This window comes from Desulfosporosinus sp. SYSU MS00001 (assembly GCF_049943955.1).
Lineage (GTDB): Bacteria > Bacillota > Desulfitobacteriia > Desulfitobacteriales > Desulfitobacteriaceae > Desulfosporosinus.
This window is the reverse complement of record NZ_JBNFTW010000012.1, coordinates 85,103-97,476: the sequence shown is the minus strand read 5'-3', so window position 1 is coordinate 97,476 and position 12,374 is coordinate 85,103. Positions and strand designations below refer to the sequence as shown.

Annotated in this window: 9 protein-coding genes and 5 tRNA genes; 10 read left to right on the top strand and 4 right to left on the bottom strand. The window is 42.2% G+C overall.

The window, feature by feature from the left end:
• Positions 1-13 precede the first annotated feature (13 nt).
• Positions 14-667: a YidC/Oxa1 family membrane protein insertase gene (locus ACPUYX_RS18300; RefSeq protein WP_426381057.1), complete on the bottom strand. Its 654-nt coding sequence runs from the start codon at positions 665-667 to the stop codon at positions 14-16.
• A 25-nt stretch (positions 668-692) separates the two neighbouring features.
• The gene (locus ACPUYX_RS18295) at positions 693-941 is read right to left on the bottom strand and encodes a hypothetical protein (protein WP_426381056.1); all 249 of its coding nucleotides are present in this window, start codon (positions 939-941) and stop codon (positions 693-695) included.
• A gap of 273 nt (positions 942-1,214) precedes the next feature.
• On the opposite strand from ACPUYX_RS18295, the gene ACPUYX_RS18290 reads away from it, so the two are divergent.
• The 5 genes from ACPUYX_RS18290 (at position 1,215) to ACPUYX_RS18270 (ending at position 1,708) form a co-directional block, all read left to right on the top strand.
• Positions 1,215-1,289, top strand: a tRNA-Gln gene (locus ACPUYX_RS18290).
• A gap of 13 nt (positions 1,290-1,302) precedes the next feature.
• Positions 1,303-1,378: transfer RNA gene (locus ACPUYX_RS18285), tRNA-His, on the top strand.
• A gap of 36 nt (positions 1,379-1,414) precedes the next feature.
• Positions 1,415-1,490, top strand: a tRNA-Glu gene (locus ACPUYX_RS18280).
• 9 nt (positions 1,491-1,499) lie between these two features.
• Positions 1,500-1,575 (top strand) — tRNA-Lys (locus ACPUYX_RS18275).
• A gap of 42 nt (positions 1,576-1,617) precedes the next feature.
• Positions 1,618-1,708: transfer RNA gene (locus ACPUYX_RS18270), tRNA-Ser, on the top strand.
• Between the two features lie 184 nt (positions 1,709-1,892).
• On the opposite strand, the gene ACPUYX_RS18265 is transcribed toward ACPUYX_RS18270, so the two are convergent.
• Entirely contained in the window at positions 1,893-3,335 is a 1,443-nt protein-coding gene (locus ACPUYX_RS18265) for a 4-hydroxyphenylacetate 3-hydroxylase N-terminal domain-containing protein (RefSeq protein ID WP_426381055.1), read from the bottom strand.
• A 347-nt stretch (positions 3,336-3,682) separates the two neighbouring features.
• Here ACPUYX_RS18265 and ade point away from each other — a divergent pair, with 347 nt between their 5' ends.
• Complete coding sequence (gene ade / locus ACPUYX_RS18260; protein ID WP_426381054.1) at positions 3,683-5,476, top strand: adenine deaminase; 1,794 nt, start codon at positions 3,683-3,685, stop codon at positions 5,474-5,476.
• On the opposite strand, the gene ACPUYX_RS18255 is transcribed toward ade, so the two are convergent.
• Entirely contained in the window at positions 5,465-6,679 is a 1,215-nt protein-coding gene (locus ACPUYX_RS18255; protein ID WP_426381053.1) for a multidrug efflux MFS transporter, read from the bottom strand. The genes ade and ACPUYX_RS18255 overlap by 12 nt on opposite strands.
• Before the next feature lie 299 nt (positions 6,680-6,978).
• On the opposite strand from ACPUYX_RS18255, the gene ACPUYX_RS18250 reads away from it, so the two are divergent.
• The 4 genes from ACPUYX_RS18250 to nrfD all read left to right on the top strand — a co-directional run bounded on the left by ACPUYX_RS18250 (position 6,979) and on the right by nrfD (position 12,326).
• Positions 6,979-8,124, top strand: a complete 1,146-nt coding sequence (locus ACPUYX_RS18250) for an aldo/keto reductase (RefSeq protein ID WP_426381052.1) — start codon at positions 6,979-6,981, stop codon at positions 8,122-8,124.
• A 583-nt stretch (positions 8,125-8,707) separates the two neighbouring features.
• On the top strand, positions 8,708-10,279 hold the full coding sequence (locus tag ACPUYX_RS18245; protein ID WP_426381051.1) for a [FeFe] hydrogenase, group A: 1,572 nt from the start codon (positions 8,708-8,710) through the stop codon (positions 10,277-10,279).
• Positions 10,280-10,292: 13 nt separating this feature from the next.
• Positions 10,293-11,069: a 4Fe-4S dicluster domain-containing protein gene (locus ACPUYX_RS18240; RefSeq protein WP_426381050.1), complete on the top strand. Its 777-nt coding sequence runs from the start codon at positions 10,293-10,295 to the stop codon at positions 11,067-11,069.
• Positions 11,070-11,102: 33 nt separating this feature from the next.
• Positions 11,103-12,326 carry an NrfD/PsrC family molybdoenzyme membrane anchor subunit gene (nrfD, locus tag ACPUYX_RS18235; RefSeq protein WP_426381049.1) on the top strand — a complete coding sequence of 408 codons (1,224 nt, stop codon included), beginning with the start codon at positions 11,103-11,105 and terminating at the stop codon, positions 12,324-12,326.
• Positions 12,327-12,374 lie beyond the last annotated feature (48 nt).

Below are 12,374 nucleotides of genomic sequence, written 5' to 3'. Positions count from 1 at the left end.
TCTCCCTGGGCGTTTACACAGTTTCTTCTATCATTTGCTCTGGGGTAGGGATATTAAGCAGCCTTTTGCGCACAGCGCGGAGGGAAAAGATCTGCCTTTCGATTAATCCTAAGCCTGAGTTCACAATCCAATAGGCACTGAGTGCCGCCGGCGCTTTCCAAAGAAAAACCAATCCAATGATCACCGGAACGAGGAAGGACAAAAAGTTTCTGTTACTAGCAGTAAATCCGTTCACTCCCTGGAAGAAACCCGCTATTGCAGGCAAAATGTGAAGATTATCCATTGCGTGAACCCCAGAAACCCAAGGGAGAAGAAAACTTCCAACGGATGAGCTCAAATTGAGAACAGAAAAATAAAACGAGAAGAGGATTGGCGCCTGGATTATAAATGGCAGAAATGACATAAAAGAATTAACCTTGTACTTTGAAGAGATCTTTAGAAGCTCAGTATTAACTTTTTCCGTTTTATTGTGAAATTTGACTGCTAAAGCAGACTTTACCTGACTTAAGTTAGCTGAGAATAGCTGAGTTCGTTGCTGATTAACCGACAATGGAAAGAGAAGAAGTTTAAGTCCAAAGGTTAATAAAGCAACCGCCAAAAACCAATCACCTGTTAAATTAATTAGGGAACCTAAAATTAAAGAGAATAGCGAACTAAACATATGCATTTAATTATTCCTCCTTAGATTTTCTTTAAAAAACTAAAGAGGATATATATGGTGGATCGTCATCATTTTCTTGTTTAAGCATTCTCCTGATAACAAGATATTTTCGAAAACGAATAAGGATGAGTGTGCGTAAAATGAATTGATTTCTTTCTATTGAGGTAGTTTCGAGCATATGACCATTGATATTGCTTTTAAACAAAGTAAAAACAATTCCGGAAAATGCTAATAATATTGTTAAGTTAAGAAATAAAAAAAGCCAACTATCAAGTTGCATTAGCTCACCTCCTCATGGGAATTATATATCTTTAGAGAATTATTGACAAGCGAGGGGATGATAAGGGTCGAAGACTATTGAGGGAACCCAGTCTTAAAGGAAGACAGTTTGATTTAAGTTATGTTTAAAATATATATTGACAACATAAACTATAAATGCTAATATTAAATTCCGCGCTAAAAGTAGTTGAAGATGCTGCTTAAACGTTTTGATAAAGAAAGTTAAAACCAAGTCAAAATTGCTCTAGGCGAAAGCTTAGGCATTAAGATATATTGGGGTGTCGCCAAGCGGTAAGGCACCAGACTTTGACTCTGGCATTCGTTGGTTCGAATCCAGCCACCCCAGCCATTTATTATGTGTGGTGGGTATGGCGAAGTGGTTAACGCACCGGATTGTGGCTCCGGCACTCGTGGGTTCAAGTCCCACTATCCACCCCAATACATAGGAGATTATACCTCCTATAAAATTCATCTGGCCCGTTGGTCAAGCGGCTTAAGACACCGCCCTTTCACGGCGGCTACACGGGTTCGAATCCCGTACGGGTCACCATTTCATAATGAGCCATTAGCTCAGTCGGTAGAGCACCTGACTTTTAATCAGGGTGTCCCGCGTTCGAGTCGCGGATGGCTCACCATTTCTGTATTTACGGTCGAATTTCGGTTAATTCTAAAAACAGGGAGAAGTACTCAAGTGGCTGAAGAGGACGGTTTGGAAAACCGTTAGAGTGGGCAACTGCTGCGAGGGTTCAAATCCCTCCTTCTCCGCCAGCAAAAAGTAAAGCAGTGGACTTAACACTTTGGGTTAAGTCTTTTTTAGTAATCAGATCTTATTTAAGGATCTGATTATTTTATTTCTTTGAAGTAAGTTTTATAGAAGGGATGTCAAGCAAAGACTGCCAGTATCTTTTGCTGGCAGTCTCAATAGATTTCTATCGGCTTTAGCGGGACGAGTTCACTCTTCTTTCAAACCGGCTAGATTTCTGGCAAGGCTTTTTTTCTCTTCGAAGTTAGTTAAGTTATATAAGGCCATTTTTTGCGCCATGGGGGAACCGGCACCATGCCAAGTGCCTGCACCATGCAGGCCGGCACACCAGTTTTGAATAAACTTAGCGATTCGGAGGCGTTGTTCAGCTGGTGCTGAGGCTTTCATGAACTTGCGGACATAATGGGCTGTTTCAGGATTTTCTAATTCCAGCTCGGAAGGCATGGTTACTGCCATCCCGCCGCCAATGTCTCCGGCCCATTTCAGGATATCCCAAAAACCGTCGGCAATGGTAAGTTTGGCTGCGTTGCCAAAGATGTCATCCGGCTGAAAAAAGCCGGAGCCGGCTGGTTCCTCATGTCCTTTCAGCGCTGCGGCGATAGTACAGGCTCGAGCGGTTTCATTGATTCGAATCATGTCGGTCATCTTTTCCACAATATGAGGTGCTTTCTGAACCCCGGAGAACTCTGCGGCAAGTTGGGTGGCACCGATGATCAGGTCAGCAAAACCCACTTTGCAGGCACCGCCGCAGTTCATGCGATGTGTCTTGGCGAACCGAGCGACTAATCGTCCGGCATACTTTGCTTCACCACACATGAAAACATGTTCCCAAGGTATAAATACGTTATCGAAGACCATGATGCAAGTCTCCCTTTGACCGTAAAGGGGATTGCCCAGATATTTCACGTCAGGGGAAAGTTCTCTTTCAGCAGTGAAGGGAGTATACTGGCAAATGTACGTTAATCCTTCGGCTCCGTTGGGTACGGCAAAGGCTACGGCAAAGTCCTCTTCTCCCTGCCGCATGCCCATAGTGGGAATAACTAAGGTCTCGTGAGAACCGATAGCTCCACTCTGGCTAACTTTTGCTCCACGTACCACGATGCCGTCTTCTCTTTTTTCCACGACGTGAACGTATACGTCGGGATCATCCTGTTCCACAGGCCGTTTTGTTCGTTCGCCTTTAGCATCGGTGACCCCTCCGCTCACTGCCAGGTCGTTTTCCTGGAGGTATTTAACATGATTGAGCAGGCGGCTGTGATAATTTGTGCCTAACTCCTTGTCCATTTCCCAAGTGATACCGGCTAAGGCGTTCAATACATCCGCCCCCACGCAGCGATAATTACAGGTTCCCAGCATTTGGCTGGTTAGGGTGGCCATTTCTGACCTTTTTTCTAAATCGGCGGTGCTGGAAGAAATGTGCAGGTTTCGGCTTACCTTTTCACCTGAAAATGGTGAAATGACAGTCATAATGTCAGTGTATCTCTCATCTTCAGCCAGTTCATAAACTCTGGCGTTAGCGCGAAGAACGGTCAAGGTGGTGGAATTTTCATGAAGGTTGACCTGCTTACCGCCGAGAAAGATCCTTGGGTTATAAGCTTTCATACTCTCAAGGTATTCAGTTGCTGTTTTCATTGTATTCCTCCTTTTTATAAATGAAGGTAGATTAAAATGGGATATTACGTTAACAATATTCAAAATATTCTAGATAAATTAGTAAAATCCCTTTTTTGCTTTACTAATGAAAAAAATTTTATCAACATAAAGGGGAATGAATTCATTTAAGTAAAAAGAGAAAATAAAAGGTTCTGACCCATGAAGGTATCTTGAAAAGGTTTGCCAATAAACAAGATCAAATAACAATACTGTTAAGCAGGTAATTACAACAATTTTGGTGAAGTATTAGATGAACAGATTATTAGATCAACAGAAAATGACGACAGGCATTTGTGCCTTGAACACGCGAAAGGAATGACAGTTTTATGAAAAGAAGGTATGCCTTAGCAGAGGTCACAGAGAAGCTGGCTGCAGTTGCACAGGGGAGAGAACCAGCGGATATGGTCATAAAGAATGCTCGCTTAGTGAATGTCAATACGGCAGAGATTATTCCGGGCATAGATGTCGCTATTACCCACGGGAGAATAGCTTTAGTCGGAAATGCTTCCCATACAATCGGTGAGAATACACAGATTATAGACGCCCAAGGGAATTATATTACGCCCGGGTTCATGGATGGACATATGCATGTTGAAAGCAGTATGCTGTCAGTCCGAGAATTTGCCCGCGCTGTTATGCCCCATGGAACAACGGCTATTTTTATGGATCCTCATGAAATGGCCAATGTTCTGGGCATGGATGGCGTACGTCTGATGATTGAAGACGGCAGAAATGTTCCTCTCAGGGTTTATACCGCAATGCCTTCCTGTGTTCCGGCAGCTCCGGGTTTTGAAGATACTGGAGCTGAATTAGGGCCTAAAGAGATAGAAGAAGCCATGACCTGGAAAGAGGTTGTGGGCTTGGGAGAGATGATGAATTTTCCCGGAGTAATTCAGGGCAATAAGGATACGCATAAAGAACTTCAGGCAACTCTAAATGCTAATAAGATAATTACCGGGCATTATTCGCTGCCGGAAACGGGGGCAGGCTTAAATGCTTATGTGGCCGCTGGTGTACGTTGCTGCCATGAGTCTGTAAGGATGGAAGATGCGCTGGCCAAAATGCGTCTGGGCATGTATGCGCAGCTGCGAGAAGGTTCAGCTTGGCATGATTTAAAGGAAACGGTCAGAAGTATTACTGAGAACCGGATAGATACACGTTACGCTACCTTAATCAGTGATGACACCCATCCGGAAACGTTGGTTTCCCTAGGACACCTTGATCATATCGTTAAACGGGCCATTGAAGAGGGGGTTAACCCCATTACGGCTGTCCAAATGGTGACGTTAAATGTTGCACAATGCTTTGAAATGAGTAAGGATCTTGGTAGTATTTCCCCAGGCCGCTGGGCGGACATTCTGATAATAAGTGATTTAACGAACGTTACCATCGAAAAAGTTATCATTAACGGGGAACTGGTTGCTGAAAACGGTAAACTGACGCTGGAGATTTCCGGAAGCTCCTATCCTGATTACGCGAAGAAAACCGTGCATTTGGCTGGAGAATTGGCTGCTGAGGCTTTTGCAGTGTCCGTTCCGAGTTTTGAGCAAAACCAAGCTAAGGTTCGGGTTATAGAAATTATTGAGGCTAAGGTCGGGACGTATCATAGGGAATGTGTGTTACCCGTTGCCGCCGGCAAAATTCAAACGGACTTAAGACAGGATGTCATCAAAGCCGCAGTTATTGAACGCCATCAAGCAACGGGTACGATGGGGAAAGGGTTTGTCAAAGGCTTTCACCTAAAAGAAGGAGCCGTAGCTTCAACGGTTTCCCATGATGCGCATAATCTGCTGATTGTTGGGACGAATGATGCGGACATGGCTTTGGCCGGAAATACTCTTGCTGAAGTCGGCGGCGGACTCGTGGCTGTTAAAAACGGTCAGATTATGGCTCTGCTGCCTTTACCTATAGCCGGGCTGATGTGTGAAGAGCCTGCAGAGGTGGTAGCCGAGAAAGTAGCTAGTCTCGAGAGAGCATGGCAGGAGCTGGGCTGCGATTTGGTATCTCCATTTATGACCACATCACTGCTGGCCTTGGCCGTTCTGCCAGAGCTGAGACTAACTAATCGGGGACTTGTAGATACATGTCAATTCAAGTTTTTAGATTTGCTAATTGAGTAGATCGATACGTTTCTCTCTGGAACAAAGTTTGCTATAGACTTTAAAATATACCCAGACTGCATTGATTAGTAATAATGCACTGGTTATAAAAAAGACATAGTGAATGCCCAGGTAGGCTGCCACTTGCCCGCCTAAAACCGAACCTCCAAAGACACCCAAATATCCTGCCGACATGGTATAACCAAAAACTCCGGCCGTTAGGGATTCTGGTGTAATTTTCTTAACCAGGGTATTAACTGAAGGATTTAGTCCCGCTATGGCTAATCCTAATAAAAAGCGCAGCCCCACCAATTGCCATGGATTTTGCACAAAGGCTTGGGGTATATAAATGATTCCGGCGGCAATAAGAGCAACTAACATAACTTTATGTGCCCCTATTTTATCAGAGAGTTTTCCCAATCTTGGAGCTGCAATAATATTGGCTAGTCCTGAGGCAGAGAATGCTAATCCTGCCAGCAGGGCGATATGACCTGAGCCCGCCGTTAAATGAGTGACATAAACCGTTACAATTGGCTCTATTGAATATAGTCCCAAAGATATAGCAAAGAACGTTACGAGTAACGTAATCGTCAAACTCTTTTCCGGGATGCTCTTCCACATTGTCTTGGTACCAAGGACCGTTTTATCCCGTCGAACAAAAGATTCCTGCACAAATAAAAGGGTTAGAATAAAGGCAATCAACAGCAAGGCACCTGTTATAAAGAATACGGGTTGAAAACCAAGGTTTTCTTCGATAAATCCGCCAATGATTGGACCAAATAAAGAACCTGCAATACTTCCGGTTGAAAGTGTACCAAGAGCATAGCCAGCGTGTTCCTTATCGGTCTGAGTTGCTATCAAAGCAGTACATGCTGTGCTATAACCGGTGATTGCGCCCTGCAATAATCTTAAGCCAATCAACACATAGACATTCGGTGCAAACCCCATACATCCTATAACTAGGGCCATGCCAAGGCTTGCCCGCAAAATCATTGGCTTTCGCCCAAATTTGTCGGCAAAATGTCCCCATATCGGTGAAAAAATAGCTGAAATAATATAGGTAACACCAAAAGCTATTCCGGACAGTTGGGCAATCGAAGAGGCATCATGAATTCCCAGGTGCTGAATATAAAGCGGCAATACAGGGGCAATTTGACTCATACCTATGCCTGCCACAAACATTCCAAACCAACAAACTAATAAATTTCTTTTCCAAATGGGCATAATAGTAGGCTCCTTTCAAAGTAACAACGTAATAATAAGTGGAGAACTCTCCATATATATTAAATGGAGAATGCTCCGCTTGTCAAGAGGCATTCACTTCTAAGTGCTTGAAGTAGAAATAGTTACTCAGCTCACTCAAGGAAACCATCAAATGCTTATAACCTTAATATTATCTTTAAAATTAATGACTTGACTTGGAGTTAACTCTAAATGATAGACTATGACATGAGGTTAAAATTTGAACTGTCATAGTCTATCATTAACCATAGAAGAGTTTGAAGGAGAAAGGAAAACGTAAGATGGGAAAAAAATTAGGTTTCGGATGCATGAGATTACCGCTTCTGGACAAGAATGACCAAACATCCGTTGATAAAGAAACCTTAAACAAACTCGTTGATACTTTTTTGGAGAATGGATTTACCTATTTTGATACTGCATATGTCTACCATAGCTACATGAGTGAGAGCGTCATGAGAGAGGCTCTCGTTAAAAGACATCAACGAGATGAGTTTGAACTTGCTACAAAGCTTCCTATGAGAGATGTAAAAACTGTGGAGGACCAGGAAAAAGTCTTTAATGAGCAACTGGAAAAATGCGGTGTGGAGTATTTCGATTATTATCTTCTCCACAATCTCGGTGTTATCACCTATAAAAAGGCCTGTGAGCTTGATAGTTTCGGTTTTGGAATGAATAAAAAGAAAGAGGGTAAGATCAAAAATCTCGGGATGTCATTCCACGATTCACCAGAATTATTGGATAAGATCTTAACGGCTCACCCCGAATTGGATTTTGTGCAGTTACAGATCAATTATATTGACTGGGAAAATCCAAGCATTCAATCAAGAAGGTGTTATGAGGTCGCTAGAAAGCATAATAAGCCGATTATCGTCATGGAGCCATGTAAAGGAGGCTCGCTTGCCTTAGTACCGGAAAAAGCAGAAAAGGTAATGAAAGAATACAATCATCAGGCTTCTGTTCCATCGTGGGCAATCCGATTTGCTGCCAGTCAGGAAGGAGTCTTCATGGTATTAAGCGGAATGAATAGTATACAACAAGTTATTGATAATACTTCCTATATGGCTGACTTCAAACCTTTGAACGAAGAAGAGTACAACGTTATCAATCAAGTAACTGAAGTGATCAACGAAAACACAGCAATTCCTTGTACAATCTGTCGATATTGCGAAAAAGGCTGTCCGAAAAAGATTGCTATCCCGGATTACTTTGCCTTATATAATAGTACCAAACGTGCTACGACGAATAACTTTTCCAGTCAGTTTGTCTATTATTTGAACCTTGCAGCGAATCATGGCAGGGCAAGTGACTGTATTGGCTGTAAGGAATGTGAAAAAGCGTGTCCACAGCATTTGAAGATCACAGAACACCTCAAAGATGTTTCTGTTGTCTTCGATGCAACACCTCAGTTTCCGTCAAGAAAGGAATAAATTGGTCGATTTTTGGTCCTTTGAGAACCACTAGAGTTTAAAATTAATTATTAAAATGCAGATAAAATATATTTAACGGCGTGCTATGAATTTCATGGTTACAACGTTAAAATCAAGGATATGACAGGACAATAGGAGGACCGAGGCTTTAGCCTCGGTTTTTTAAAGTGCGCTTTAAAAAATTCGTTTTCATTTTAATAACTCTGATGGATTTATTTATTTAAATAAAATTTTTTTTATGTTCATAAGGAAGACAGATACCATTAAAGAGATTAAACTAAAAAATGTTATTATTCTGACCAAGTTAAAGTTTTATAGAAAGGGGCGTCTTTTTGTTCAACATATGAAATTCTGATCATCCTCAAAAGGGGAAAAATGTCTTCACTACTTTACCAAACTTTCGTTATGTGAAAGTGTAAATCTTCACAAAAACATGTGAAAGTTTTAACTTATTAAAAAATTCTAACTATTAAAACTATATCAAATAACTGAACAACTGGATGAAACGAATTAGACTTTAACGGCTATCAAATTCACAAAGTGATTTAAAAAAGAAGAGAGTTACAAAAAGGTGGTAAAACACATGGCAAGCAAAGCAGGGCAAGTGAAAAAATTGTCCAGACGTTCTTTCCTTAAAATTGTTGGAGGAGCAAGTTTAACCGGTGTCTCGCTAAGCTTAGCAGGATGCGGCGAAGTGGCTACAGCTAATAGTGCTGCCGGTGCAAAAGGTTGGATGCCGGCTCAATACAATGCACCAGGCAGCTGGCCAACCAGTGTTCGCGGCCGGGTTCCCATTGATCCGCTGAATCCTTCAATTGTCAGAGATGACCAAAAGTGTATTCTTTGTGGTCAATGTATTGAAGTATGTGAGAAAGTTCAATCTGTGTTTGGAAATTATGAACTGCCAATTAAAAATGAATTTGTTTGTGTAAATTGCGGACAGTGTACTCAATGGTGTCCTTCCGGGGCAATTACAGAACGGGATGAAACGGATAAAGTCTTTAAAGCTATTGCAGATCCGAGTGTCACGGTTGTAGTGCAGACTGCTCCCGCTACTCGTATTGGTCTTGGTGAAGAATTTGGTCTGCCTGTCGGAACGAATGTTCAGGGCAAACAAGTTGCAGCCTTAAGAAAGTTAGGCTTTGACGTAATATTTGATACGAACTTCACTGCTGACCTGACAATTATGGAAGAAGGAACAGAACTTCTTAAACGGGTTAAAGGCGATTTGAAAAAACCTCTCCCTCAACTCACGTCATGTTGTCCTGGTTGGGTTAAGTTTGTCGAATATTTTTATCCTGAACTTATCCCTAATTTATCATCGGCAAAGTCTCCTCAGCAGATGGAAGGGACTCTTATGAAAACCTATTATGCTGAAAAGAAGAATGTAGATCCCAAAAAAATCTTTTCAGTAGCCATCATGCCATGTACAGCTAAGAAATTTGAATGTCAGCGTCCTGAAATGGTTTCGGCTCAAAAAGAATTAAAGGACAATAAAGTTACACCTGATGTGGATGTCGTTCTGACAACCAGAGAACTTGCCAGAATGATCAAGAGATCCGGGATTGATTTTGCTTCTCTGCCTGATGATCAGTATGATCAGCTGATGGGTACCGGCACAGGGGCAGGAGTAATCTTTGGTACCACTGGCGGTGTCATGGAGGCCGCAGCTCGTTCTGCTTATTATCTTGTGACCGGACAACAGCCGCCTTCAGCACTTTGGGATCTAACACCTGTGCGAGGAATGCAGGGTGTAAAAGATGCGACAGTTAATATTCCTGGGATTGGAAATATGAGAGTTGCTGTAATTTCCGGTTTGGCTAATGCCAGAACGGTTATGGATCAAATTAAAGACGGTAATGCTCCGTGGGATTTCATTGAAGTGATGGCTTGTCCTGGAGGTTGCGAGTATGGCGGTGGACAACCCCGGGCAGCTGCTCCCCCTTCAGATGAAGTCCGCAATCGACGTGCTGCTTCGTTATATCAAATTGATGCTAACGCAAAACTGCGCAACAGTTATGATAATCCTCAAATCAAGGAAGTCTATGCAGATTTCTTAACCGCTCCAATGAGTGAAAAAGCAGAAGAACTACTGCATACCACTTATATTTCTCGGGCTTCAGAGTTTATTGCTAAAAAACCAGACAATATGTAGGAGGTGAAAGAAAATGTCAAAAGGAATACTCGTAGATATACCAAAATGTATCGGTTGTGAAAGCTGTTCAGTAGCCTGCAAATTATGGAATGAACTACCTTGGGATCCGCAGGAAAAGAACAAAACTGCCGAAGATAGAGCCAAGGAACCCAACAAAGGCTTGTGGCCAGATGAATGGACCTCAATAAATCGTTATGATGTTAAGAAAAGCGGTTCACCTGTGGGAAGATACGTTAAAACTCAATGTTTTCATTGCGAAGATCCTGCCTGTGTCTCAGCTTGTTTCTCTAAAGCCTTACAAAAGCTTCCCGAGGGGCCGGTTATTTATGATCAGAAGCTTTGCGTAGGCTGCCGTTATTGCATGATGGCCTGCCCATTTGACATATTGAGATACGAATGGAAAAAAGCCATTCCCGGAGTAAGCAAGTGTCAGATGTGTCCGTCAAGAGTTACCAATAACCAGGAAACAGCATGTACTTCAGTTTGCCCGACCGGAGCTATTACATTTGGGGACAGGGACGAATTGTTAGTCGAAGCTAAAAAGAGAATCAAAGATAATGGTTATGTTAACCGAGTTTTTGGTGAAAAAGAAGCAGGTGGTACATCCTGGTTATATATTTCAGATGTACCGTTTGAAGATTTGAGATTCAGGACGGATGTAACCACCAAGTCGCTGCCTTCTTACACGGAAGGATATATGAAACTTACACCTTTTATAGGGGGTACTTGGGCAGCCGTCTTAGCAGGATTATATGTTTATAACAACAAAAATAAGGAACCTTTGGAGTAATAGCAGAAATTACAAATGAATGGAGGGGAAATTATGGATATTATTACCACATTCGAAAAAGAAGCAGGAAAAAAACATCACAGTCTCAGATGGCGATTTAGATTAACCCCCATGCGATTACTGTTTACAGCCATAGCAGTTGCGGCCATAGCAGTAATCCTGGTGCGTTTTATCTTCGGCTTAGGAGCTGCAACCAATCTGAATGATCAATGGCCCTGGGGACTATGGATTGCTTTTGACGTACTGTTAGGGGTAGCTCTGGCAGGCGGCGGATATGGAACATGCCTTATAGTATACGTTTTACGCCGGGATAAGTTTTATCCAATAGCAAGAAGTACCATGTTGACCTCATTATTAGGTTATATTGTCGTCGTACTTGGATTGCTAATTGAAGTAGGACAGTGGTTCAACTTCTGGAGACCCTATGTATCATGGGGACATACCAGCGTCTTGTTTGAAGTTTTCTGGTGCGTTTCTTGTTATACAGTAATTCAAATCTTAGAATTCTGTGAAGTAGCAACAGAAAAAGTTTTTAGAGGCTTACACAAATTCCTTAAGAAAGCAATGCCTGTATTGCTGATTGTTGGTATTACTCTGCCGACGTTACACCAATCATCCTTGGGCGAACTGTTTTACATAATGGTTGGCAAAGAGAATCCGCTTTGGTGGTCGGTATTTTTACCGCCGTTCTTCTTTTTGTCATCATTTTTTGTCGGCGCAGGTATGATCATTGTTGAAAGCAGTCTAGCCGGGAAGGCATTTAATCATAAAGTTGATATCTCAGTTCTGAGAGGGCTGGTCAAAATTTCCGGCGGAGCAATGATTTTGTATTTAATCTTAAAGATCGTGGATATGGCCGTTAAAGGAACCTTTGCCAATGCTTTTGCTTTTGATTTGCCGAGTATTTTGTTCCTCAGCGAGCTGCTCTTTGGTGTAATCATCCCCATAATCATAGCTTTCAGTTCCTTGTCCAGTACACGGAAAGGGTTACTGTGGTTTGGAATACTGGATGTAGCAGGAGTAATCTTGAACAGGTTTGATGTTGTGTTCACGGGAATGGGAAAATATCTGAACCAATACGGCGGTCATTATTTCCCTGCTTGGACAGAGTTTATTGTCAGCCTGGGATTGGTTTCCATAGCTTGTTTAGCATATCTGTTCATCGTTGAAAACTTTAATATTATTGAACATCGAGGAACAGAAGCCGTTGAAGGTACAACGACTGAAAATGGTGATTACGCTGTCACTGCAAAATAAGCGTTATTAGTCTCAGTCAAATACAAACTAAAGATGGTATGGGTGTTT